Genomic DNA, 23,230 nt, shown 5'->3' on the forward strand with positions numbered 1-23,230 from the left:
CCCGGCCCAGGTGGATGGGTAGAGCCCCGGCATGTTCTCGACCGACTTTCCGGTTGGGATCCGCAGACACCCATGACGGTGGAACCGCTGCGCTTGTTCCACCCTACGCAATGTCATGACTCACTGAAAGCACGGAAAAACCGTAGGTCGGATCAAGCGAAGCGGATCCGGCATGCTACTGGGCTCGACGCAGATTCCGCGAAGTCAGGTCATCTGACCGTGGTCGCAAACGACCCAGTCTGACCTGACCGGCAGAAGTCGGCCAAAAGGAGACATTCAAGGCGCCACCGCCCCGAAGCGGTATTTCAAGTTGAAGCATGGGGAAGGGATGTCAAATCAGAGAAGGCGGGCGCTGCGGGGACGAACCCGGGCAGCGCCCTATTTTTATATGCGCCTGACGAAGCATGCTTCGTGCAGACGGGACCCATCCGCGTCATTTAAACTGACTGCGCCGCAACGCCAAGCCGTGGCCAGGTCGTGATTTTGGAAGCACAAGGGAATCTGGCGACCCCTTGAACTCGCCGCCCGCAAACCACGCAGACGGCCATCAGCAGTCGGGAAAAAATGTGGGACGCGCGACACACACGAAAACCCAGAGCGTGGCCGCGCCCGTCCGGGTCGTTGTTGTTGCGATCGCCGAGGCGCGCATTACCCTAGGTATTGTTCCAGGAGCCGCCGCGCAGGTCCACCCAGGTGCGGTTAGCGAGGAATAGGGGTAGCTCAGGTTTTGTGGGACAACCGGGCAGCAGGACCGGGATGAGGGGCCGCTTGTCTCGGACCGCGAGGTTTAGCGCCGCTTGCATCTCCTCGTCTTCCCACGGCCCCAGGCCGTCGGATCCGATCAGCGCGGCAACACTTTCCGATGACCGAATGCCCTCCTCAAGCAATGGCTGCCAATGGATCCCTGGTCGCAACTCGTCTTCGTCCAGCCAGGACCGCAGGGGCTTTTCCTGTTCGGACAAGAGCTGCTTGAGCGCGCGTACCTGCGGCTTGTCGTTACCGTTGTGAGAGAGAAAGACGTCGAATGCGGTCACTTCTGCCTGTCTCATGGGTTCGGTAGCGATCGACGGAGCGCCTATTCTGCATGATTATGACCTCATGGCGCACGGGAGTCTTGGTGGCGGATAGGCGATCCACCCCATGTGCGGCTCACCGACTCGCGTTCTGTTTGTCGCTACGTACTGTTGTCTTGAGCCTTGACGATAGGCCAGCGGACAGTAACGATCGGGTGTGTTATGGCCAAGAGGAGTCGGATCGGCGCGTAGGTCGGGCTGGGTCATCGAGAATCTGCCGCTTGGCGCACACCTCTTCGCCACTCCCACGGAGGAATCGGAGAAGGCTCTTGCCGCAAGCCACGCCCTGCGTTACGCGCGTCGGTCTCCGCATCGGCATACAGGCGCCGGTCGGTGCGACTGCTCGGAGGCGTACTTTTCCGGTAAGACTCGCGGCGATTGCCTGGGTACACGCGAGGGCCAGCAAACCCATCATCAATGAGAATTTCACGTCGGCGAGGACTCTGCGTCAGACGATTGGAGATTCACGCAAATTTGGATAAGGATACAAGGACTTCGTGCATCGCGGATGGCTTGGATTGCGGTGGTACGATCGGTGTCCTGACCCCGTGTCGGGCGTTCGCCCGGGGGAGCGCCGTGCTGTGGGATCTGCCATCTGCCATATTGGGCCATGTGCGAGGGGACTTTATCGTTGCTGCGCGCCGCTTCCCGCAGCACCAGGCGTGGAGGTTCGAGTGGGTGGAGGCGATCCGGGAGCTGTACCGGATCAACAAACAGCGCCTGGACGAATGGGACAAAGCGCTTCGCCTGGAACAACAGTCGCCGGCGTTCGCCGAGCGCCACCAGGCTCTGATCGATGCGCTGGCGGGCATGGAACAACGCCGCGACGAGGCTTTTGGGCTTCGTCGATACCGAGCGCTTTACCGGCACCTGCTACAAGGCCGCCAATTGGCAATACATCGGCCAAACCCAAGGCCGTGGACAACTCGGCCAGGAAGGGAAGCGCAGTGTTCCCATCAAGGACTTATGGCTTTACCCTCTCGAGCCTGACTTCAGGCACCCGTTAACCCTCGATTGATCAGGGACGGGTACGCCGAATGCTTACAGGGAAATCTCTGTAACAGTATGAATATAAAGGTGAAAAGTATGGCTGCGTGTAGCAAGACCTTCGCATTGTCGAGACGGTAGCCTGCCATGCGTGCGAGGGACTTTCTCCGGCTCACCAGCAGTTCGCTGACGGCGCGCCGCATGCGCAGTTTCCTCACCGCACTGGGCATCGCGGTCGGCATCGCCGCGGTGGTGTTGCTGACCTCGATCGGGGAGGGCGTCCACCGTTTCGTGCTGTCGGAGTTCACCCAGTTCGGTACGACGCTGGTGGGCATCAATCCGGGCAAGGCCACTACCGCGGGCACCAGTATGGGCGCCTTCGGCACGGACCGTCCCCTGACCATCGAAGACGCGCTCGCCCTGAAGAAACTGCCGTTCGCCAGGGCGGTCGTTCCCCTGGTGCAGGGGAACGCCGAGGTCGAGGCCGGCAACCGGCGGCGGCGGACGACGGTCTACGGGGTGGGTCCCATGATGCCAGAGGCCTTCAGCATGAAGGTCAGGTCGGGGCGCTTCCTGCCCGCGGACAATCCGACGGCCCCACGGGCCTTCGCGGTGCTCGGCAGCAAGTTGCGCCAGGAACTGTTCGCCGGACGCAGCCCGCTGGGCCAGCGTATTACCATCGGTGGCAATCGCTATCGCGTGATCGGGATCATGGAATCGAAGGGGACGGTCCTCGGATTCGATCTCGACGATACGGTCTACATCCCGGCGGCCCGTGCGCTCGGCCTGTTCAACAACGAGTCCCTGTTCGAGATCGATCTGATGTACGACAAGGACACGCCGGTGGAGAAGGTCGTCGAGGGGATCGAGGACACCCTGAAGGCACGCCACGGCAAGGACGACGTGACCATCACTACCCAGCAGCAGATGCTGGACGTCCTCGGCGCCATACTTGATATACTGACCATCGCGGTCTCGGCGATCGGCGGGATTTCCTTGCTGGTCGGCGCGATCGGGATCGTCACCATCATGACGATCGCCATCAACGAGCGCACCAACGAGATCGGGCTGCTGCGCGCGCTGGGCGCCCGGAGATCGCAGATCCTCGCCCTGTTCCTCGGCGAGGCGATCGTGCTCGCCGCCGCAGGCGGTTTGAGCGGGCTCGCCTTAGGGCTCGGCATCGCCTGGGCCCTGCACGCCGCGTTACCCGCACTCCCGGTCCACGTACCGATGTTCTATGTGTTGCTGGCAGAGGCGATTGCGATCGTCATCGGCCTCGTCGCTGGTGTGGTCCCGGCGGTAAGGGCCGCGCAAATGGATCCGGTGGAGGCGTTGCGGGCGGAGTAGTCGCCTGAAAGAGACCCGTCGCGGACAGGTTTTCACGAGAAAGTGATGTGTCATATTCGTTTCGTGGCAAGACGCGATGACGCGTAATAGCCGCTCTATTGCAAGGAATCGCAACGCTGCCACGGGACGAAGAGGGCGTGCGTGCCGGGAAAACCTGTCCGTGACGGGTAGAATAGGCGGCATCGACCTTGGTCGGGGCCGGTAAGGTGGCGGAGATCTTCTGCAGATGGTGACACCAGGTGAATTTCCCCCGTGGATCGCAATCTAATCTTGGGAGGGCACATGTTCAAGGTAACCCCGAACGGTCCTAACCGTGTGGACATCGAGCTGAGCGGCAAGCTGGACAGTGACGAAATGAGGTTCGCACTCGAGGAACTGATCAGTGAGACAGCGAGCATCGAGCACGGAAGGATGCTGTATCGAATCGATGATTTCGAGTTTCCGACATTCGGGGCCATCGGGATCGAGCTGTCGCGTCTACCGGAACTGCTCAGAGTCATCGGGAAGTTCGATCGGGCGGCGGTCCTGGTCGACACGGGATGGATCAAGAAGGTGAGTGAGTTCGAAGGCGCGCTGATGCCTGGCCTGGAGATCAAGGCATTCGATCGGGACCAGGAGGCAGAAGCGGAGGCCTGGCTAGCGAGTTAGGGCTTTTATCGGACCTGCGCCGAGTTGTCCGTCTCGTCGCGTTGCCTGCAGTGTTCGTTAAGGATTTCCCATAGTCACTGCCTGGGAAGTCCATTCATATAAAGAGCGGTGAACCCGAGGAGAATGAAGATGAGTAAAGTCGTAGAAGAGGTGATGGCGGCGAATGCTGAATATGCTGCAAGCTTCGGTGATAAGGGCGATTTACCCATGCCTCCTGGCAGGCAGTTCGCCGTATTGACCTGTATGGATGCTCGCCTCGATCCAGCGAAATACGCAGGGCTCGCCGAAGGCGATGCCCATGTGATTCGCAATGCCGGTGGCAGAGCAAGCGATGATGCGATTCGTTCCCTGGTGATTTCCTATAAATTACTTGGGACCAAGGAATGGTTTGTAATACATCATACCGACTGTGGCATGGAGACATTCACGACAGAGATTATGGGCGACCTATTGTCAAGCAGTCTTAAAACGGCAAGCGTCGACGAGACCGGCTGGCATGATAGTAATGCAGGCGGCGGGACAACCGATGGCAAATATATAAACTGGCTTACCATCAGTGATAACGCGAAGAGTGTCGTCGAGGACGTCAAACGCATCAGAAGCAGTTCTATGGTGCCTTCGGATATTCCCGTGTACGGCTATATTTATGATTGTAAGACAGGGGAGCTAGTGGAAATACCCGAGGCTACGGCAGCAGGCAAGGCAAGCTAGAAAGGGGTGCTGTTTGCACCGACGGACCACCCGAAGAGTGTCGACGGAGGCAGAGCATGATGAAAGCTGGGCCCTGTCGCCTGGTACGAGATGCGATTTTCCTGCCAGTATCAGGGCGGTCATCGACTTCATCGTTGGGATTCGGCTTCCCGGCTGTCCGGACAGAAATGAAATTATTGTCGTTAATAATCGTTTCGATCGTACAAGCGGCGAGCGCCGCACTGCCACCACAATATCAGAACATGAAGGACCTGGATGTCATGGTGGGATACATCAGAGCGCATCCGAGGATTTCCTCGACATTGCATTCAATCGATCTGCCCAGTTACACGATCCATTACGGCAATGGCTGCAAGGCGGTATTCGAGAGGGTTTTGCTTGACAGACCCAGCGGATGGACGGGACCCGCGGGTCCGCTCGAGTTCAGTCACTCGAGTTGCGATGCGGACTGAGGCGATTTCTGTCAAATGACTCATATGACATACGTTCCTGCTTGTCTTTGTCGTCCGTCCTCTGTGCTGCGACAACCGTTCCCCAGTTCGACTATGCGCCTGTTGTCGCGCCTCGATGACGAACGATCCCGGCGCTGCGCTGTCCCTGCTTTGCTTGGGCACCGGTCTTGGGCTTCCTGCCCAAGCCGTTCACTGCTTCGCAGTTCACCCGGCGCGATCTGGTATGCCACTTTCCGGCAATCGCCTGAGTGCGGTCCCGACCGACCAGCAGCCGCCACGATCCTCAGCCCAATTAATGACCGGTTTGCAGCCTCGTGCGGACCCAACGCCGGCTAGGATAATTCCGAGGGGTTTTGCGCAGTCGATCGCAAACCCCCGCAAAATTACCGCTTCGCGCACAGATTCCATGACAACGACCGCGGCCGTTCGGCGTCAACCCCTATTCGTATCATTATGTCACTACATTTGCTAATCTGCAACCCTTAAAACTCTACCCCGCCGATTTCTAACGAAATTTATTTGGGCAGTAACCCGCTGTTTGGAGAAATTGGAGATGATCGGGGTGGAAAGTGACAAAGAAAGATGGGTTAGGTCCCGGAAAGACGTCGTTTGACTTAATCAGATGGGAAGTTTGTAATCTATTTATCGGAGAAGCAAAGAGCCGTGTCGGCCCGCTGGGCAGATTTGGAAAAAACCGATCGGTGAAGACTGCTGCCCCGAGCGGATGCCGCCCCGGAGCATACGAATGTGAGACAGTCATGAGCCACTCCAGACCATTCAGATTCGCCGTTTTACTCGTTTTCTGGCTGACGGGGTCGGGTGTGATGGCGGCGGATATCATCGCGAGTGTTTCCAGAGATGGTCTGGCCCGAAATGAAACCCTGCAACTGGTGCTGGAGATGAGTGGCGAGTCCGATGCCCCGCCCGACCTGTCACCGCTGTATCAGGATTTTGAAATTCTCTGGCGCAGCCAAAGCCAGAGTACCCGTATTATCAACGGCAACGTACAGCACCGCGCCAGCCTGACACTCACGCTTAGACCGAAACGAGCCGGTCAGTTGGAGATTCCTGCGATCGCATTCGACAGGGTCGCCACCGATCCGATACCGATAGAGGTAAAGGAGGCGGTGGTTGGTGCCGGAGAGCCGGAATTCGAACAGCGACCGATGTCGCCGTTCGAGCAGGTACCGGGATCCGGCCAATTCGCCTCGCCGCCACCGTTCCAGGGCTACGGGCCGAGCCGAATGCCAAGCTCCCGTTGGGGAAACGGTGCTGCGGGTCCTTTACAGCCGAGCGCACCGGCGGCTCCATCTCCGTCGTTGACCATGCCCGGTTTCCAGAGCGGTGCTCAGGCACGGACGGATCAACCGTTGAGATCCCCGCCGGACATCGATGAAACGAGCAACAGGTCGACGATATCGATGTCTGCAAGCCACTGGCTAACCTGGATATTTGGACTGGGTTGGTTGTCCACCGCTGTTGCCTGGTGGTGGAGCCAGCGGGGCAGGCGATCACCGACCCGGGAGCTTCATGCACAACCTGTCGAAGCCCCCGCGGCGGAGGTAGAGGCCGAGCCACCGGTGGTCCCTAACCCTAAGATACTGGCCGTCAAGACCGCTTACGAGGCGAGGGATGCCATTGCAGCACGGAATGCCCTGATAGACTGGGCCTATGATATTTGGAAGGAGGACTCGCCGAACAACCTGAGCACGCTCGCACGGCTTTGTCCGGGAGCGCTGAGCGGGGCGATACTGAAACTGGATGCGGCGATATACAATCCCCAGCCGTCTGACTGGTGGAACGAACGCGTTTGGGAACGGTTGAAAGCTATCGAGAAAAAGAACGACTAAGGCGATTTCTTACGTTCCGCCTCCCACCAGTCACTAACGAACTCATCGAGTTCCCTGGCGAGACCGCCACATAGGTAGACGGATTTCGCCAGGTCCGCATCCCCTACCTCCATTTCAACGTAGCGTCCGGCTACCGCCGCTACACCCTGGATCCGGTCGAGGGTCAATTGAACCCGATCAACCACATCGATCAGCGACTTAACCATTTCCAGGTCAATGTCGTCCATTAGCCTTTCCCTGTTGCTGGTGCTCTGTCCAACAGATAATACAGGTAATTGCGAGTTCAGTTAGTTTGTCAGCGTTCATGGCAAGGCGCGCCTCGCAGGGAATGGCCGCTCCCTTTTCAAGCGGCGCAACGCCGTCCATGGGCGCTGACAAGCTAACCCTTCAGGCGCTCGCCTGGTGTCCCGCAGCCGCGTTGCAGCGTTTGACAAGGACATGCAACTATTTGATGTTACGTGATACAGAACAGCTGAAACAGTGTAAAATGATGGCTTGGAAATGTATGTAACTTGTTGACAATGAAGGTAAAAGTCAGAGTGCTCTTCGTGTGCATGGGTAACATCTGCCGTTCCCCGATGGGGCAGGGTGTGTTTGAGCGTCTGGTTCGCGAGGCGGGCCTGGAAAGCGATGTCTTCGTGGACTCGGCGGGTACCCACGCCTATCACATCGGGCACCCTCCCGATACGCGGGCGCAGTCCGCCGCCGAGAGCAGGGGCTACGATATTCGCTCCCAGCGTGCACGCCAGGCCGGGGACTTCGATATCAGCGCGTTCGACTACATCGTCGCCATGGATAGCGACAACCTGCAGCACCTGCGTGAGATGTCTCCGCCGGGGGAGGAGGGCAAGATCAGACTGTTGCTCGATTTCGGTGACGGCCGCCCAGGCAGGGAGGTGCCGGATCCCTACTATGGGGGCAGGAGCGGATTCGAGCGGGTGCTCGACCTGGTCGAGCAGGGCAGTCGCGGCCTGCTGGAGTACATCCGCGACCGCCACAGGTTGTAGTCTCTACGACCTGTGGTCTGAAGCGGTGCATCGCTGCGTAGCGCTTTGCCCACACGGCCGATCGCTCCCGATCGCTGCGAGACCTTGGCCTTAGGCGATTTCTGTCAAATGACATACCATCCTGCTTGTCTTTTCGTCCGTCCTCTGTGTTGCGACAACAGTGACATAGTTAGACTATGCGCCTGATGTCGCGCCTTGATGACGAACGAAAATCCGGTGCAATCTGGTATGCCATTTTCCGGCAATCGCCTTAGGTCCGTTTCAATTCCGTCCAGGGGTTTCCCGGGTGCGCAACCGACGGCACGCTGTCAACCCCCGTTCCCATGATTACGCCAGACGGATGTCAGGCGCGATCGCATCGCTGCTATCCAGTTGTCGTCGGTGCATCCGTGGTCTTGGTCGGGACTTCCGGGCCGGTATTCGCGGTGGCGGGCGCCTTAGGTGCTTCCGCCGCCTCCGGCTGATTTTCCGAAGCACCACCGTTTTCCGGATTGCCCGGTTCGTTCCGCTGCCGGGCAGACGCGGACTCCGATCGCCGGGCACCCGAGCGACGTCTTGGCCTCCTTCGCGGCCTGGATTCGCTCTTCTCCCTCGGTTGTTCCGCTGCGGTTGTAGATTGCGCGTCGGCGCCCGATTCGGTTTTCTCCTGCGACTCCGCGGCAGGCATTTTTCGGAACTCCTCGGTAGGGGCCTGGGCGACGGCGTCAGTGGTTGTTCTCACCTCGGCGGGTCCGCGGGAGTCCGCCGCGGCTCTTCCCTGTTGCCGGGGGCCACGGCGAGAGCGGTTGCCTGACCGTGACCTGGTGTTTCCGCTGCCTTCGGGTTTCTGTGGTCGCTTTTCCTGGGCAGACGGCTTGTCTGCGCCGGCACCATCGGAAGGACGTTGGCGGGAACCCTTGCGGGCCGTGCGCTGCCGACTCCCCGGTTCGCCACGGCCCCTGGACTCGCTCTGCTGGCGTACGGCCCTGTCAGGTTTGACCGGTTCCGCCGCATCGATAGGCGCAAAGAGGGCGCCCCAGATCCGTGACAATACCCCCGGCCCGTGTTGTCTCGGTTGGGCTGCCGGCGCCATTGCCGATGGCGATGGCGCCGGGCGCTGAGAGGCCACCATGCTGACCGCCGGCTTGTCTGCGGCGGGTTTGCTCTCGCTCGTGAACGGCAGGTCCGGGACGTCCCGTGTGATCATCTCGTAACTCGGTTGGTCGACAGCGGTTCTGTCGCCAATCTTGACGCGCTCGATCTCGAAATGCGGGGATACCATGTCAGGGTGCGGCAGGATCATCATCCGTGACTTGTGACGTGTCTCGATATCGAGCAGGGCCTCGCGCTTCTCGTTGATCAGAAAGGTAGCTACCTCCACCGGGACCTGGGCGATGACGCGGACCGTGTTCTCCTTGAGCGCGTCCTCCTCCATGAGCCGGAGGATCGAGAGGGCCAGGGAATCCACGCTGCGGATGCGGCCGTGTCCACTGCATCGGGGACACACCTCCTGGCTGGATTCGCCCAGCGACGGACGCAGTCTCTGTCGGGACATCTCCAGCAGACCGAAGCGGGAGATTCGTCCAATCTGCACCCTGGCGCGATCCACGCGAAGCGCATCCTTCAGGCGCTGTTCGACCTTGCGCTGGTTCTTGCTGGGCAGCATGTCGATAAAGTCCACGACGACCAGTCCACCGAGATCGCGCAACCGCAACTGCCTGGCGATCTCGTCGGCCGCTTCCAGATTCGTGTTCAGGGCCGTTTCCTCGATGTCCGCTCCCTTGGTGGCGCGGGCCGAGTTGATATCGATGGAAACCAGTGCCTCGGTATGGTCGATGACAAGGGCGCCGCCGGAGGGCAGGGTGACCTCGCGATCGAAAGCCGACTGGATCTGGTTCTCGATCTGAAAGCGGTTGAAAAGGGGGACGTGGTCCTCGTAGAGCCTGAGCTTCTTGAGGTTATGCGGCATGACCGTCTGCATGAATTCCGTGGCGTCCCGATGGACGTCGGTGTCGTCGATGACGATCTCGCCGATATCGCTGCGCAGATGGTCACGAAGCGCCCGGATGATGACGTTACTCTCCTGGTAAATCAGGAAAGGGGCGGCCTTCTCGTCGGCGGCGGTCTGGATGGCCTCCCAGAGGGCGCGCAGGTAATCGAGATCCCACTGGAGTTCCTCGACGGATCGTCCGACGCCGGCGGTGCGAACGATCACCCCCATGCCGGTCGTGATGTCGAGCTGGTTCAGTGCCTCACGGACCTCGTTGCGGTCGTCTCCCTCGATGCGCCGTGACACACCGCCGGCGCGCGGGTTGTTGGGCATGAGGACGAGATAGCGGCCGGCGAGGCTGACGAAGGTCGTCAGCGCCGCTCCCTTGTTGCCGCGCTCCTCGCGCTCGACCTGGACGACGAGTTCCTGACCTTCCTTGAGCGAGTCCTTTACGATCGGTCGATTGCGCTCGTCGATCGCCTCCGGATCGAGATAGCTCCTGGCGATCTCCTTGAAGGGGAGAAACCCGTGTCGTTCCGCACCGTAGTTGACGAAGGCCGCTTCGAGGCTGGGCTCGATACGCGTGACGACGGCTTTGTAGATATTGGCCTTTTTCTGCTCGCGGGACGGGGTCTCGATATCAAGATCGTATAATTTCTGACCATCGACCATGGCCACACGCAGCTCTTCCTGCTGCGTTGCGTTGATAAGTATTCGTTTCATGTGATTGTTGGAAATCTGCTTCCTGGTTCCGGGCGGCCACGATCGTTTCGTATCCGGCCGATGGATGGGGTCCCCGCGACGGGTGACCAACGGCGGTACCGAGCAGCGCCCATAGCAGGCGTTCTACTGACCGGGCTTCTTGAAACAGGAATTTGTTAAAATAATCGCCCACTTATCGTGTGTATATCATGTATAAACTTGGAGCGAAGTGGCTTGTTCGTTCGGGAAGTTGCCGGGTCGGGGTCTGAACCCGCATGCCGGGAATTGTCCCGTAACTGTCCCTGGCCTGGAGGCGTAAAAGGTGTTGCTTCACGGGCGCCGAATGCGACCAACCGGAAGTCACCAAAAATCGGGTCCGGTCGAAGGCCCGCACATCCGGCGAACACCGTGAGACCTCTAACGCGGGAATCTGGAAAACACGGGCGACCGCGTGGCTGGCGGAGCGCACCGCCCCCGGGGTTTTACTGATGGTCCCGGCATATCGCTCCGGGGCTGTGGGAGTCGGGAAAGGTTTTCCTCAATTCGACCTGTACAATATAGCAATGATGAACGGGGTCTTCAAACCTGTAATGAGGCGCAAGGGCGCAAGGATCGAGAGTCTTGAGTGAGGTCGTCGACAAGGGAATGACGCGCGAGCCCGTCCGGTACGTCGAGATCGGTCCGGAGGCGGAGGGGCAACGGGTGGACAACTTCCTCGCCGGTCGAATGAAGGGCATTCCGGCCAGTCACGTCTACCGGCTGCTCCGCAGCGGACAGGTGCGTATCAATGGTGGGCGGGTCAAGGCCGGATACCGCCTGCGGGCCGGAGACCGTCTGCGGATCCCGCCGATGTGGATCCGGGACCGCGAAGCGCAACGCGCGGCGCCTCCAAGGGCCTGGGTGAAAGCGGCGCTGGCAGGTATCCTGCTCGAGGACGACGATGTCATCGTGATCAACAAGCCAGGCGGCATGGCGGTGCACAGCGGCAGCAATATCGACTGGGGGCTGATCGAACTGCTGCGTCACGGCAGGCCTGACGCACAAGTGCTGGAACTCGCGCACCGTATCGACCGGCACACCAGCGGTTGCGTCGTCGTCGCGAAGTACCGCCCCGCGCTGAATGCCCTTCACGAGCTGTTCCGGCGCGGTGCAGTGAGAAAGTGCTACGCCACACTCCTGGCGGGGCAGTGGCGGGACGGTGTCCGGCGGGTAAACCGTCCGTTGAGCCGACACCCGTCGGGTGGGCGGGTCAGCGTCGATGACGGGGGAAAGCCGGCAAGAACCCTGTTTCGGCCGGTTGAGCATTTCGGTGTCGCCACGCTGGTGCAGGCGACGATCGACACCGGAAGAACCCATCAGATCCGAGTGCATGCCGCTTCGATCGGTCACCCGGTCGCCGGCGATACCAAATACGGGGATTTCGAATTCAACCGTCGAATGCGTGCGTTCGGCCTGTCGCGCATGTTCCTTCACGCCGAAACGCTGGATTTCACAATGCCTGTTACCGGGCGTCGATATCGGTTGACCGCGCCGCTGGATCCGGAACTGATCTCGGTGCTGACGGCAATGGGTGGGGGGAACCAGCGTGCGTGCGGGAAGGTGGTCTCCGGTGACAGGTGATTCCCGCGCTCTGCGGTCTGCGGTCGCGGAAAGATCGCCAGGGAATCGGGACAAGGCCGCAGGTCGCGAGGCTTACCGCCTGCTCGTATTCGACTGGGATGGGACGCTCATGGACTCCGAGGCGCGCATCGTCAGTTGCGTGCAGAGCGCGATCGCGGAGGCCGGTGCGGCTCCGCGCAGCGAAGCCGAGATTCGCAACATCATAGGCCTCGGGCTGACCGAAGCCGTCCTGACCCTGTTCCCGGACGGGGACGAGGCTTTCGTCGAACAGATCATAGCGGCCTACCGGGAGGTGTTTCTCTACCGGGACGAGACACCGAGCCCGATGTTCGAAGGGGTCCACGAGGTGCTTCGATACCTGGCCGGACAGGGCTATCTCCTTGCCGTCGCAACCGGCAAGAGCCGCGCGGGGCTGGAGCGTGGATTGCGCGATTCGGGCCTGCGCCGTGTTTTCAGCGCGAGCCGCTGTGCCGACGAGGCGTACTCCAAACCGCACCCGAAGATGATGCTGGAGATCATGGATGAGCTGGGTGTTGATCCCTCACGGTCACTGATGATCGGCGACACCGAATATGACATCCGGATGGCGTTTTCCGCGGGGGCGGGGGCGCTTGCCGTGAGCTACGGGGTCCATGAACTGGAGCGCCTGCTGCGTCTCGAGCCGACCGGCGTGATCGACCGGATCTCCGACTTGCCAGCCTGGCTCGGTCATTGCTGAGCCGTCCCGTGTGCGGCTCCCGTGGGACCCCGGTGGGAACGTGGCGTTTGTGTAGACTGTTCGCCGCCGTTCGACCCGCAGACGAATCCCCGCGACTGGCCTGCGGAACCCGCGAAATGCAGATGCGTCTGACAACGACAGGATCACCAATCGAATGAAGTGGATAGGCATGACAAAGGAAGCAGAACCGGATGACCACTCAGGTGCCTGGGAGCGAAGGATGCTCAGGGACATCGCCATTGCCGGAATCCAGGAGCAGCGCCGCGCCCGTCGCTGGGGCATTTTCTTCAAGATGCTGACCTTCGCCTATCTGACGGCCCTGTTGTATCTGATCTGGCAGGGCGACTACGTCGATTCCGTAGTCAAGGGCAAGCACACTGCCCTCGTGGAGCTGAAGGGCGTCATCGCACCCGGCCAGGAGGCCGGGGCGGACAACGTCGTCAAGGGGCTGCGTGACGCCTTCGAGAACGACGATGCGCAAGCCGTGATCCTGCGCATCAACAGTCCGGGCGGCAGTCCAGTCCAGGCCGGCTACATCAATGACGAGATGCGACGCCTGCGCGAGAAGTATCCCGATAAACCGCTCTACGCGGTGATTGCCGATATCGCGGCCTCTGGGGGTTATTATGTCGCCGTCGCGGCCGACGAGATCTACGCGGACAAGGCAAGCCTGATTGGATCCATCGGTGTGCGAATGGACGGCTTCGGGTTCGTTGGCGCAATGGACAAGGTCGGGGTCGAGCGCAGGCTGTTCGTGGCCGGTGACCATAAGGCACTGCTGGATCCGTTTCTGCCGTTGGATGAACTGGAGGCGGGACACATCCGAAAACTGCTGGACGACATTCACGATCAGTTTATCGAGGTCGTCAAGCAGGGACGCGGTGACAGCCTCGCTGGTGGAGAGGAGCTGTTCTCCGGATTGATCTGGACCGGGGACGAGTCGGTGAGTCTGGGTCTGGTCGATGCGCTCGGTAGCGCGGGTTATGTCGCGCGTGAGGTCGTCGGGGAAGAGGAGATCGTCGACTACACACGCAAACGCGACTGGCTGACCCGGCTTTCCGATCGGGTCGGAGCGGAATTGACCGCGGCGCTGGAATCCGGGCTGTTCGGGGCCAGGGTTCGATAGGCCACCGCGGGGGAATCGGCTTACAGCACCCGCAGGCCCGCTGCTTCCAGCATTGTCACGAGCCGGATCAGGGGCAGCCCCATCAGCGCCGAGGGATCCTCACCCCGCATGCCGGCGAACAGCGCGACACCCAGCCCCTCGGACTTGAAGCTGCCGGCGCAGTCCCAGGGTTGCTCGCGCCGCAGGTAGGCCGCGATCCGATCGTCGCTCAGCTCACGGAACCGTACCTCGAATTCGACATCGTCGAGCTGTCGCGATCCGTCCCTGGCATCCAGGAGACACAGCCCGGTATGAAATACCACCGGTTTCCCGGAGGCCTTCCTGAGCTGTCGAAAGGCGTGGTCGAAGTCCCCCGGCTTGCCCAGGATTTCCTCGCCGATGACCGCGCACTGGTCGGCGCCGATGATCAGGGACTCCGGATCCCGGTTCGCCAGTTCCTGGGCTTTTTCGAACGACAGGCGCTCGACCATATCGCCGGGTGATTCTCCCGGTCGGCGGGACTCGTCGATGTCCGCAGAGGCGGACTCGAACTCGATGCCGAGGCGGCCGAGCAGTTCCCGGCGGTAGATCGACCCGGATGCGAGTACGACGGTTCTCATGGCGGCATTAGGACCCCTGCTGCGTCGTGATCGTGCCGTGATGATAGCCCCTGCGGCATGCCGCGCAAGTTCGGCCCGACCTGCATTCGCTTTTGACCGGAAACCGGTGGCAAAGTAGAATTCGCGGTTTCGTATGGGCCGAGTCGGTGCCCATACGGCACACCAGTAGGTTTTCACCAGGAGCGCGGGGATGGCCGGGAAGGTTGACGTGCTGCCGCGGTGGGTAGATCCCTTCAAGATGGCCGATCAGAGGGCGAGCCTGGATGGCGACGTCCCGTTTTCGTGCATGCAGCGTCTTGACGCCGCCGGGCTTCGGCCGGGCTGCGACGCCGCGCGGGCCAGGCTCGAGTTCGACCGGCACCCTGACGGTTTCGGTCTGGTCCGGATCGGCGTCAAAGCCAGGCTGCTGTGTGTTTGTCAGCGTTGCCTCGGCGAGATGAATCTGAACGTCGACAGGCGTTCGGATCTGGCGATCGCGGACACGCCCGAGGAGGATACCGGGCAGAAGGAAGGGTACGAAACGGTAGCGCCGGTGGACGGCAGACTGGCCGTCCACTTGCTCGTCGAGGATGAGATATTGCTGGCGGTGCCGGACATACCCATGCACGAGGACACCGCTGATTGTGACAGCGAGGTGTTGGCCTTGCAGGTGACTCCGGACGCAGGGCGGCAGGACGAGCCGAGGGTCAATCCCTTTGAGGTCTTGAGGGAATTACGTAACAGAAAGGGTTGAACCGGTAGCCGCCGGGAACTGAGAACGGCGCCCGGCAACCACGGAACAAGCAGGAGATCGATCATGGCTGTACAGCAGAGAAGAAAGACCCGGTCGCGGCGCGACATGCGACGCGCCCACGATGCGTTGAAATCACCGACCTTGTCCGCGGACACGACCACGGGTGAACCCCATTTGCGTCACCATATCTCTCCCGACGGTTTCTATCGCGGGAAGGAGATCATTTCGCGGCCCCCCGAAGAAGACGAAGAGTGACACGGGTAACGCACAAGCGTTACCAGATCACCAACCCCCTTGTGCCAGAAGACCGGCGCACTGAGCTAGCGCCTCGCCGGGGCCCGCAATGGCCTGCGGCCCCGTGGATCGGCCCATGAGCAGGCTGAGCACCATTTCTCTCGACGCGATGGGGGGGGACTTCGGGCCGTCCGTGACAGTCCCGGCCGCCTGCAACGCGCTGAAACACAATCCCGGGTTGCGCCTCGTCCTGGTCGGGGACTCCGGCGCGATCAATGCCGAGTTCGAAAAACTCGGCGAGACCGAGTCCGACAGGCTGGCCATTCGGCATGCCAGCGAGGTCGTGACGATGGACGATCCTCCCGCGCAGGCCTTGCGAGGCAAGAAGGACTCCTCGATGCGCGTGGCCATCAACCTGGTCAAGGAAGGCGAGAGCGATGCCGTCGTCAGCGCCGGCAATACCGGGGCCCTGATGGCCACCGCCAGATTCGTACTCAAGACACTGGGCGGTATTGACCGGCCGGCCATCATGACTGCGCTGCCTTCGGTGGGGGGCAAGACCCACATGCTGGATCTTGGCGCAAACGTCGATTGCCGGGCGGAGCACCTGTTTCAGTTTGCCACAATGGGTTCGGTACTGGTCAGTGCGGTTGACGGAATTGACCGGCCAAGGGTCGGCCTGCTCAACGTCGGGCAGGAGGCGATCAAGGGGAATGATCAGGTCAAGGAGGCGAATTCACTCCTTCGATCCAGCTCACTGAACTATATTGGGTATGTGGAAGGCGACGACATCTATTGCGGAGAAGACATCGATGTGGTGGTGTGCGATGGTTTCGTCGGCAACATCTCACTGAAGAGCAGTGAAGGCGTGGCCAAGATGATCTCGCGGATTATCAAGGACGGATTCGGGCGGAACATCTTTTCGAAGGCGGCCGGTCTCATCGCCGTCCCCGTGTTGAGAAGCGTGCTCAGGCAGGTCGATCCCAGGCGATACAACGGGGCGACCCTGCTTGGCCTGAAGGGCATCACGGTCAAGAGTCATGGCTGTGCGGATGCCTTCTCGTTCGAGAATGCCATCAAGATTGCGTATATCGAGGCCACCGAGGGTGTCCCGATGCGCATGGAGAGGCAGTTGCAGAAAATGCTCAACGAACGTCCGGACCCCTAATGTACGCGCGAATCACGGGAACTGGCGGCTATTTGCCGGAAAAGGTGCTGAACAACCACGATCTGGAGCTGCTGGTCGAGACTTCGGACGAATGGATCACGCAGCGAACCGGTATCAAGAAGCGGCACATCGCCGGGCGCGGCGAAACGACCTGCGATCTCGCCGCGGTGGCCTCGCGACGCGCCCTGGAGGCTGCGGGCCGGGACGCGGAAGAGATCGATTTGATCGTGTTCGCCACCACCACGCCCGACAAAGTCTTCCCCAGCACCGCCTGTCTGCTGCAGCAACGGCTCGATATCCATGGCTGTGCCGCATTCGATGTGCAGGCCGTTTGCACCGGGTTCGTCTATGCGCTCGGCGTCGCCGACAGTTTCATTCGTTCCGGTAATACGAAATGCGCCCTGGTCGTGGGCGCGGAAACCCTGTCGCGGATCATCGACTGGACCGACCGGACGACTTGCGTCCTGTTCGGTGACGGGGCCGGAGCGGTCGTCGTCGAGGCGAGCGAGACGCCGGGCATCCTGTCCACGCACCTCCATGCGGACGGCCATTACGAGCACCTGCTCAACGTCCCGCATGGAATCTCGCAGGGCTACGACAAGACACTGAATGGCGATGCACACCTGCAGATGAAGGGCAACGAGGTGTTTCGCATGGCGGTGAAGACCCTCGGACGGATTGTCGATGAGACCCTTGCGCATAACCATATCGGCAAGGGCGATATCGACTGGCTCGTCCCCCACCAGGCGAATAACCGTATCATCGAGGCCACGGCGCGCACGCTGGACATGCCTATGGACAGGGTCGTGGTGACCGTGGCGGATCATGCCAATACCTCGGCGGCTTCGGTCCCGCTGGCGTTGGACGTGGCGGTACGGGACGGCAGGATCAAGACCGGCGAGACGGTGATCATGGAAGCATTCGGCGGGGGATTCACCTGGGGTTCGGCACTGCTCAAGTTCTAGCCGCCTGCCCCCAACCATATCGATCATCGGACATGCCGGAAGAAATCGAACACAAGTTTCTCGTCCGCGACGACTCCTGGCGGACCGTGGTGACCCACAGCGTCGAATACCGCCAGGGCTATCTTGCGAACAATGACCGCTGCTCGGTCAGGGTGCGGGTGTCGGGCACGAAGGGACACCTCAATATCAAGAGCGCCCAGCTCGGAGTGCAGCGCCAGGAGTTCGAGTACGAGATCCCGCTGGACGAGGCGCATGCGCTGCTCGATCGTCTTTGCGAAAAGCCGTTGGTCGAGAAGGTGCGGCACTTCGTTTCGCATGCCGGCAAGACCTGGGAAGTGGACGAGTTCCGCGGTGACAATGCCGGCCTGGTCGTCGCCGAGGTGGAACTCGATGCGGTTGGCGAGTCGTTCGAGCGCCCGGACTGGGTGTCGGACGACGTCTCGGACGACCCGCGCTACTACAACGTGAATCTCGTGAAAACACCCTACACTACCTGGTAGATACGATAGCGCGTTGACGGCTGGCGCGCCCACAGTGCGAAGCCGTGGCGGTTCCGGGGAGAGTCCCGGGAAATCGGGTTTGATGAAGGGGCATAACATGATAAGAGTCCTTCTGGTTGACGACCACGATCTCGTGAGAGCAGGGATACGTCGATTGATGGAGGACCACTCCGTTACGGAAGGGATCGAGGTGGTCGCGGAGGCGGCTTCGGGCGAGGAGGCCGTGGATCAGGTGCGGCAGTATTCCCCCGATATCGTGTTACTCGACGTCAACATGCCGGGCATCGGCGGACTGGAGGCCGCACGACGCATACTGCGTGTCGATCCCGAGGTGCGGATCATCGCCCTGACTGTCCACGAGGAGGGTCCCCTGCTCAAGCGCATGATCGACGCGGGCGCAGCGGGGTACCTGACCAAGGGCTGCGAGGTCAGCGAGATGGTTACGGCGATCCGCCGGGTAAGTCGCGGAGAGCGATATATCGCATCGGAGATCGCGCAACGTCTCGCCCTGGGCATGCTGCCAGGCGCGGAGAGCTCTCCCCTGGAGGCACTGTCGAACCGGGAGATGCAGATACTGCTCATGCTGACCCAGGGGCAGAAGCCGCAGGTAATCTCCAGAAAGTTGCACCTCAGCCCGAAGACCGTGAGCACCTACAAGACAAGGCTGCAGGAAAAGCTGAACGTGCGCAGCGATGTCGACCTCATTCGCCTGGCCATGCAATGCGGTATGCTGGACAAGTCCGTCACCGATTGATTCGGCGTACGGGCAATACCGATCGGACGCTTCCCGACGCAGCGCTTCCCGATGGCGGATTTCACGGTGGGCCGGCCTGCCGCTGACTTGATGAATACCGAATCCCAGGAATCGCCTCCGTTTGACCCCGCCTGCCGCCGCTGCGGGCGTCTCGCCGGGTTTCTCGATGCCGTCAAGGCCGAGTACCGGGACTATCATTGCCGCCCGGTCGAGCCTTTCGGCGATCCCGCGGCGCGGCTGCTGATCGTCGGGCTGGCCCCGGGAAAGCACGGTGCCAACGCCACCGGGCGGCCGTTCACGGGGGATTTCGCGGGCATCCTTCTGTACCGCACCCTGCACGACCACGGATTCAGTTCCGCACCGGTTTCGAGGTCTTTCGACGACGGGCTCACCCTGCGACGATGCCGAATCACCAATGCAGTGAAGTGCCTGCCGCCGGAAAACAAGCCGTTAACCGCCGAGGTGAAGAACTGCAACCGTTTCCTGACAGCGGAGATCGCCGCATTGCCGCGGCCGGGGCTGATCCTGGCTCTGGGCACGGTCGCGCACGGCGCGGTCCTGAGGGCCATAGGGGAGGCGCTCAGCCGGCATCGCTTCGCGCATGGCGCACTGCACGAGCTGGGAGGCGGTTTGCGGCTGCTGGACTCCTACCATTGCAGCCGGTACAACACCCAGACGGGAAGGCTCACCGCGGCGGGTTTCTCGGCGGTGTTCGATACCGCCCGAAGGCTGCTCGCGGAGGGCGAATCCCGCTAGCGTCGCGGTGGTATCCCTTCGTGAGTCCGGACAGAGCACCTTTTGATTCCAAACACTTCCTCCGTCACCTGACGCATCGCCCGGGTGTCTACCGCATGCTGGATGCCGAGGGAAAACTTCTCTACGTCGGCAAGGCGCGCGATCTCAAGAAACGTGTCTCCCAGTATTTCCGGAAATCGAACCAGAGTGTGCGCAACCGTTCGATGATGGAGAAGACCGACCGGATCGAGGTGACGGTGACCGGCTCCGAGGTCGAGGCGTTGCTGCTGGAAAGCAACCTGATCAAGGAGTTCAGGCCCCGATATAACGTCACGCTGAGAGACGACAAGAGTTACCCCTACGTCTATGTCTCGACGGATCGGGAATACCCGGCGCTGGCCTTTCACCGCGGCGCACGTCGTGGCAAGGGACGCTATTTTGGCCCCTACTCGAACGCCGGTGCGGTGCGTGAAACCCTGGGCCAGTTGCAGAAGCTTTTCCGGGTCCGTCAGTGCGAAGACACGTTCTTCAAGAACCGAAGCCGGCCGTGCCTTCAGTATCAGATCAGGCGCTGCACGGCGCCTTGTGTCGGAAGCATCGGACCCGAGGCCTATCGCGCCGATGTGGACCATGCAATCAAGTTTCTCGAAGGGCGAAGCGAGGAGGTCGTTCAGGAACTGGTGCGCCGTATGGAGTCCGCATCCGCTGCCCTGGACTTCGAATCCGCCGCCCGCTATCGGGACCAGATCGAGCAACTGCGACGCGTGACCGAACGGCAGTACGTCAGTGGAGAAAGCGGGGATCTGGACATCATCGCCTGTGAGGTCGAAGCTGCGGTGGCGTGCGTGCAGGTATTTCAGGTCCGTTCCGGTCTCAATCTGGGCAACACGGGTTACTTCCCGCGGCTACCCGAAGCGATGACCCACGGTGAGGTCATGTCCGCCTTTCTGGGCCAGTACTACGTCGACAAGGAGGTTCCTCCGCAGATCATCCTGAGTCATTCGCCTGCCGACAGCGGGGCGCTGAGCGAGATGCTGGCAAATCGGCGCGGTCGTGACGTCGGCCTTGTCGCCACGGTACGCGGCGAGCGCGCCCGCTGGCTGGCCATGGCCAGGCGCAACGCCGCCATCGCGCTGAAGGTCCACAACGCGTCGGCAGTCGATCAGGCGCGGCGTCTGGAGTCATTGCAGAAAGCACTGGGACTGGATTTCCTCCCGCGACGCATCGAGTGTTTCGACATCAGTCATACCGCGGGCGAGGCGACCGTGGCCTCGTGCGTCGTGTTCGACGAAGGGGGTGCGGTCAAATCGGACTATCGTCGATTCAATATCTCGGATATCGAGCCGGGAGACGACTACGCCGCGATGCGTCAGGCGCTCGAGCGGCGCTACCGCAGGCTGAGGCGTGGTGAGGGAAAGTTGCCCGACCTGCTGCTGATCGATGGCGGCAAGGGGCAATTGCGCCAGGCAGCCGAGGTCCTGGAGGAACTCCAGGTCGAAGGTGTCCTGATTGCCGGCGTCGCCAAGGGAGAGGGCCGTCGGCAGGAAAACGACCGGATCGTGTTGAGGGGGGCCGACGCACCCACTATACTGCCCCGGCACTCCCCGGCGTTGCGCCTGATACAACAGGTGAGGGACGAGGCGCACCGGTTTGCGGTTACAGGACACCGGCAGCGGCGGGCACGGGTCCGTTCGAATTCCCGGTTAGAGGAGATCCGCGGTCTCGGTCCCAAACGCCGGCAATCCCTGCTCATGCAGTTCGGGGGTCTGCGCGGTGTGGCCAGGGCCGGCGTCGAGGAACTAGCGCGTGCGCCGGGTATCAGCCAGCACCTGGCCCGCGCGATCTACGATCACCTGCACGAAGACACCAAATGAACTGGAATCTTCCCAATGCCCTGACCCTGCTACGCATCGGGTTGATACCGCTTTTCGTGTGCGTGTTCTATCTGCCCTACGGCTGGGCATTCCCGGTCAGTTCACTGATCTTCGGTCTGGCGGGCCTCACGGATTGGTTCGACGGTTACCTTGCCAGACGGCTGAACCAGACCTCTGCATTCGGCGCGTTTCTGGATCCGGTTGCCGACAAGCTGATGGTGGCCGTCGCGCTGGTCATGCTAGTGGACAAACACGGCTCGGATCTCATGTTGTCGATATCCGCCATCATCATCATCGGCCGGGAAATCACGATCTCCGCCCTCAGGGAATGGATGGCGGAACAGGGCAGGCGAGGGTCGGTCGCGGTTTCCTTCATCGGCAAGGTGAAAACCACGGTCCAGATTATTTCCCTGCTGTTTCTGCTCTGGTTTCACCCCATTCTTGGTGTACCGGTGTACGAGATCGGGCTCGTTCTGCTGATCGTGTCCGCGGCGCTGACGGTCTGGTCGATGATCTATTACCTGCGCCGCGCCATTCGCGACATCAGTTCGCAGCCGGCCTGAACCGAACCTCGCGATTCGCCTTGACTGGCGTGATCGGGCCCAGGTTTGGGGTCGCGCCGCTTGACAGAAACCATCCGTCTCATAAATAATCGATGGCTGGATTTTGCGGGAATAGCTCAGTTGGTAGAGCGCAACCTTGCCAAGGTTGAGGTCGCCGGTTCGAGACCGGTTTCCCGCTCCAGTTATCGGAAAGCCTCGGTGCCCGACCGGGGGGGTTCTTGCGATTCCGGATCCGGGGTTTAAACGCGCACAGGCTGGGTGGCAGAGTGGTTATGCAGCGGCCTGCAAAGCCGTGGACGCCGGTTCGATTCCGACCCCAGCCTCCAAATAATTCGTTAAATCTAGGTGGTTGAGGCACTTTCGGGCGCCTTTTCTTACACCCCCGAGGGCCCGAAAAGTACTTGAAACCAGCCTGCCCCCGCTGGAATCGGCCTAGCTCCGCTGGAGTCGGTCCAATTCCATGTGTAATCTTACCCCCGGCTCACTTCATTAGGCTCTGTTGGCATTTATCTGGGCGAGTGGATTTTCCAGGGATTTTTCGTCCTGACAAGGTGGATTCGATGCGCAATGCCACCCCATTGCAAATCGAATCCAACGCCGTCAGGGCGGAAAAGATCCGTAAAAAAGCCGCCGTCCACGATGCATGTCAACAGAGCCTAGTCAGGGCGTTCGGTAAGCTACCAGGTGTTCGGCAATGAATTCCGTATCGGAGCCCAGATGCAGCTTTTCGCGAAGCAGTGTCTCTAGTATCTCCCGCTCCGTGGCGGGCATCACCAGGATTTCCCGCAAACTTACCAGGGACAGCCCCAAGCAAGCGACGCTTTCCCTTATTGCCCCCAGATTCTCGATAAACTCATCTACGCGCCAGAGTTGCCCTGGGTCTCGTAGAGTGGTC

At 61.0% G+C, this 23,230-nt stretch carries 24 protein-coding genes and 2 tRNA genes; 20 read left to right on the top strand and 6 right to left on the bottom strand.

All coding sequences use genetic code 11. From position 1 onward, the window contains the following. Window positions 1-653: 653 nt before the first annotated feature. Together LJE91_04500 and LJE91_04505 are read right to left on the bottom strand one after the other, a co-directional pair. Window positions 654-1,049, bottom strand: coding sequence for a toll/interleukin-1 receptor domain-containing protein (locus LJE91_04500; GenBank protein MCG6868001.1), 396 nt, complete (start codon window positions 1,047-1,049; stop codon window positions 654-656). Between the two features lie 450 nt (window positions 1,050-1,499). After that, window positions 1,500-1,943: a hypothetical protein gene (locus LJE91_04505; protein ID MCG6868002.1), complete on the bottom strand. Its 444-nt coding sequence runs from the start codon at window positions 1,941-1,943 to the stop codon at window positions 1,500-1,502. Here LJE91_04505 and LJE91_04510 point away from each other — a divergent pair. The 5 genes from LJE91_04510 to LJE91_04530 all read left to right on the top strand — a co-directional run bounded on the left by LJE91_04510 (window position 1,870) and on the right by LJE91_04530 (window position 7,068). After that, window positions 1,870-2,091, top strand: coding sequence for a DUF4338 domain-containing protein (locus LJE91_04510; protein ID MCG6868003.1), 222 nt, complete (start codon window positions 1,870-1,872; stop codon window positions 2,089-2,091). The genes LJE91_04505 and LJE91_04510 overlap by 74 nt on opposite strands. Window positions 2,092-2,207: 116 nt before the next feature. Next, window positions 2,208-3,407 (top strand): ABC transporter permease, encoded by a 1,200-nt coding sequence (locus tag LJE91_04515; protein ID MCG6868004.1) that lies wholly within the window; start codon window positions 2,208-2,210, stop codon window positions 3,405-3,407. 282 nt (window positions 3,408-3,689) lie between these two features. Beyond that, a complete protein-coding gene (locus LJE91_04520; protein MCG6868005.1) occupies window positions 3,690-4,055 on the top strand; it encodes an STAS/SEC14 domain-containing protein in 366 nt (121 codons plus the stop codon). Between the two features lie 129 nt (window positions 4,056-4,184). Next, window positions 4,185-4,766: a carbonic anhydrase gene (locus tag LJE91_04525; protein MCG6868006.1), complete on the top strand. Its 582-nt coding sequence runs from the start codon at window positions 4,185-4,187 to the stop codon at window positions 4,764-4,766. 1,210 nt (window positions 4,767-5,976) lie between these two features. Beyond that, a complete protein-coding gene (locus tag LJE91_04530) occupies window positions 5,977-7,068 on the top strand; it encodes a BatD family protein (protein MCG6868007.1) in 1,092 nt (363 codons plus the stop codon). On the opposite strand, the gene LJE91_04535 is transcribed toward LJE91_04530, so the two are convergent. Next, entirely contained in the window at window positions 7,065-7,295 is a 231-nt protein-coding gene (locus LJE91_04535) for a hypothetical protein (protein ID MCG6868008.1), read from the bottom strand. The genes LJE91_04530 and LJE91_04535 overlap by 4 nt on opposite strands. Window positions 7,296-7,589: 294 nt before the next feature. Between LJE91_04535 and LJE91_04540 the strand changes: the two genes are divergently transcribed. Then, the gene (locus tag LJE91_04540; protein ID MCG6868009.1) at window positions 7,590-8,075 is read left to right on the top strand and encodes a low molecular weight phosphotyrosine protein phosphatase; all 486 of its coding nucleotides are present in this window, start codon (window positions 7,590-7,592) and stop codon (window positions 8,073-8,075) included. A gap of 364 nt (window positions 8,076-8,439) precedes the next feature. On the opposite strand, the gene LJE91_04545 is transcribed toward LJE91_04540, so the two are convergent. Then, on the bottom strand, window positions 8,440-10,767 hold the full coding sequence (locus LJE91_04545) for an Rne/Rng family ribonuclease (GenBank protein ID MCG6868010.1): 2,328 nt from the start codon (window positions 10,765-10,767) through the stop codon (window positions 8,440-8,442). A 600-nt stretch (window positions 10,768-11,367) separates the two neighbouring features. Here LJE91_04545 and LJE91_04550 point away from each other — a divergent pair. From LJE91_04550 to LJE91_04560, 3 genes are all read left to right on the top strand, one after another. Next, window positions 11,368-12,366, top strand: a complete 999-nt coding sequence (locus tag LJE91_04550) for an RluA family pseudouridine synthase (GenBank protein MCG6868011.1) — start codon at window positions 11,368-11,370, stop codon at window positions 12,364-12,366. Then, window positions 12,356-13,084 carry an HAD-IA family hydrolase gene (locus tag LJE91_04555; GenBank protein MCG6868012.1) on the top strand — a complete coding sequence of 243 codons (729 nt, stop codon included), beginning with the start codon at window positions 12,356-12,358 and terminating at the stop codon, window positions 13,082-13,084. Before LJE91_04550 ends, LJE91_04555 begins: the two co-directional genes overlap by 11 nt. Before the next feature lie 169 nt (window positions 13,085-13,253). Continuing rightward, window positions 13,254-14,210, top strand: coding sequence for a S49 family peptidase (locus LJE91_04560; protein MCG6868013.1), 957 nt, complete (start codon window positions 13,254-13,256; stop codon window positions 14,208-14,210). A gap of 20 nt (window positions 14,211-14,230) precedes the next feature. On the opposite strand, the gene LJE91_04565 is transcribed toward LJE91_04560, so the two are convergent. Next, complete coding sequence (locus tag LJE91_04565) at window positions 14,231-14,809, bottom strand: Maf family nucleotide pyrophosphatase (GenBank protein MCG6868014.1); 579 nt, start codon at window positions 14,807-14,809, stop codon at window positions 14,231-14,233. Window positions 14,810-14,999: 190 nt separating this feature from the next. Here LJE91_04565 and LJE91_04570 point away from each other — a divergent pair, with 190 nt between their 5' ends. From LJE91_04570 to LJE91_04620, 11 genes are all read left to right on the top strand, one after another. Further along, entirely contained in the window at window positions 15,000-15,542 is a 543-nt protein-coding gene (locus LJE91_04570) for a YceD family protein (GenBank protein MCG6868015.1), read from the top strand. A 63-nt stretch (window positions 15,543-15,605) separates the two neighbouring features. Continuing rightward, window positions 15,606-15,797, top strand: a complete 192-nt coding sequence (gene rpmF, locus LJE91_04575) for a 50S ribosomal protein L32 (GenBank protein MCG6868016.1) — start codon at window positions 15,606-15,608, stop codon at window positions 15,795-15,797. A gap of 115 nt (window positions 15,798-15,912) precedes the next feature. Next, complete coding sequence (gene plsX, locus LJE91_04580) at window positions 15,913-16,944, top strand: phosphate acyltransferase PlsX (protein MCG6868017.1); 1,032 nt, start codon at window positions 15,913-15,915, stop codon at window positions 16,942-16,944. Continuing rightward, complete coding sequence (locus tag LJE91_04585) at window positions 16,944-17,909, top strand: ketoacyl-ACP synthase III (GenBank protein MCG6868018.1); 966 nt, start codon at window positions 16,944-16,946, stop codon at window positions 17,907-17,909. The genes plsX and LJE91_04585 overlap by 1 nt, the downstream gene beginning before the upstream one ends. 32 nt (window positions 17,910-17,941) lie before the next feature. Further along, window positions 17,942-18,409 (top strand): CYTH domain-containing protein, encoded by a 468-nt coding sequence (locus LJE91_04590; protein MCG6868019.1) that lies wholly within the window; start codon window positions 17,942-17,944, stop codon window positions 18,407-18,409. 97 nt (window positions 18,410-18,506) lie between these two features. Then, on the top strand, window positions 18,507-19,163 hold the full coding sequence (locus LJE91_04595) for a response regulator (GenBank protein ID MCG6868020.1): 657 nt from the start codon (window positions 18,507-18,509) through the stop codon (window positions 19,161-19,163). A gap of 90 nt (window positions 19,164-19,253) precedes the next feature. Beyond that, entirely contained in the window at window positions 19,254-19,919 is a 666-nt protein-coding gene (locus tag LJE91_04600) for a uracil-DNA glycosylase (GenBank protein ID MCG6868021.1), read from the top strand. Window positions 19,920-19,939: 20 nt separating this feature from the next. Then, window positions 19,940-21,772 carry an excinuclease ABC subunit UvrC gene (gene uvrC / locus LJE91_04605; protein ID MCG6868022.1) on the top strand — a complete coding sequence of 611 codons (1,833 nt, stop codon included), beginning with the start codon at window positions 19,940-19,942 and terminating at the stop codon, window positions 21,770-21,772. After that, the gene (gene pgsA / locus LJE91_04610; GenBank protein ID MCG6868023.1) at window positions 21,769-22,335 is read left to right on the top strand and encodes a CDP-diacylglycerol--glycerol-3-phosphate 3-phosphatidyltransferase; all 567 of its coding nucleotides are present in this window, start codon (window positions 21,769-21,771) and stop codon (window positions 22,333-22,335) included. The genes uvrC and pgsA overlap by 4 nt, the downstream gene beginning before the upstream one ends. A 105-nt stretch (window positions 22,336-22,440) precedes the next feature. Next, a tRNA-Gly gene (locus LJE91_04615) sits at window positions 22,441-22,516 on the top strand. A gap of 71 nt (window positions 22,517-22,587) precedes the next feature. Next, window positions 22,588-22,661: transfer RNA gene (locus LJE91_04620), tRNA-Cys, on the top strand. Between the two features lie 334 nt (window positions 22,662-22,995). Here LJE91_04620 and LJE91_04625 read toward each other — a convergent pair. Next, the coding region (locus tag LJE91_04625; GenBank protein MCG6868024.1) for a hypothetical protein at window positions 22,996-23,230 on the bottom strand (235 nt) is incomplete at its 5' end.

The organism is Gammaproteobacteria bacterium, from assembly GCA_022340215.1.
GTDB lineage: Bacteria > Pseudomonadota > Gammaproteobacteria > JAJDOJ01 > JAJDOJ01 > JAJDOJ01.

Bases quoted from the DNA above. Each gene is read 5' to 3' on its own strand.
- pgsA (MCG6868023.1), top strand. From the start codon at position 21,769: ATGAACTGGAATCTTCCCAATGCCCTGACCCTGCTACGCATCGGGTTG.
- LJE91_04590 (MCG6868019.1), top strand. From the start codon at position 17,942: ATGCCGGAAGAAATCGAACACAAGTTTCTCGTCCGCGACGACTCCTGG.
- LJE91_04525 (MCG6868006.1), top strand. From the start codon at position 4,185: ATGAGTAAAGTCGTAGAAGAGGTGATGGCGGCGAATGCTGAATATGCT.
- LJE91_04520 (MCG6868005.1), top strand. From the start codon at position 3,690: ATGTTCAAGGTAACCCCGAACGGTCCTAACCGTGTGGACATCGAGCTG.
- LJE91_04500 (MCG6868001.1), bottom strand. From the start codon at position 1,049: ATGAGACAGGCAGAAGTGACCGCATTCGACGTCTTTCTCTCTCACAAC.
- plsX (MCG6868017.1), top strand. From the start codon at position 15,913: ATGAGCAGGCTGAGCACCATTTCTCTCGACGCGATGGGGGGGGACTTC.
- LJE91_04515 (MCG6868004.1), top strand. From the start codon at position 2,208: ATGCGTGCGAGGGACTTTCTCCGGCTCACCAGCAGTTCGCTGACGGCG.
- LJE91_04595 (MCG6868020.1), top strand. From the start codon at position 18,507: ATGATAAGAGTCCTTCTGGTTGACGACCACGATCTCGTGAGAGCAGGG.
- LJE91_04560 (MCG6868013.1), top strand. From the start codon at position 13,254: ATGACAAAGGAAGCAGAACCGGATGACCACTCAGGTGCCTGGGAGCGA.
- LJE91_04585 (MCG6868018.1), top strand. From the start codon at position 16,944: ATGTACGCGCGAATCACGGGAACTGGCGGCTATTTGCCGGAAAAGGTG.
- LJE91_04535 (MCG6868008.1), bottom strand. From the start codon at position 7,295: ATGGACGACATTGACCTGGAAATGGTTAAGTCGCTGATCGATGTGGTT.
- LJE91_04545 (MCG6868010.1), bottom strand. From the start codon at position 10,767: ATGAAACGAATACTTATCAACGCAACGCAGCAGGAAGAGCTGCGTGTG.
- rpmF (MCG6868016.1), top strand. From the start codon at position 15,606: ATGGCTGTACAGCAGAGAAGAAAGACCCGGTCGCGGCGCGACATGCGA.
- LJE91_04510 (MCG6868003.1), top strand. From the start codon at position 1,870: ATGCGCTGGCGGGCATGGAACAACGCCGCGACGAGGCTTTTGGGCTTC.
- LJE91_04600 (MCG6868021.1), top strand. From the start codon at position 19,254: ATGAATACCGAATCCCAGGAATCGCCTCCGTTTGACCCCGCCTGCCGC.
- LJE91_04540 (MCG6868009.1), top strand. From the start codon at position 7,590: ATGAAGGTAAAAGTCAGAGTGCTCTTCGTGTGCATGGGTAACATCTGC.
- LJE91_04570 (MCG6868015.1), top strand. From the start codon at position 15,000: ATGGCCGGGAAGGTTGACGTGCTGCCGCGGTGGGTAGATCCCTTCAAG.
- LJE91_04530 (MCG6868007.1), top strand. From the start codon at position 5,977: ATGAGCCACTCCAGACCATTCAGATTCGCCGTTTTACTCGTTTTCTGG.
- LJE91_04565 (MCG6868014.1), bottom strand. From the start codon at position 14,809: ATGAGAACCGTCGTACTCGCATCCGGGTCGATCTACCGCCGGGAACTG.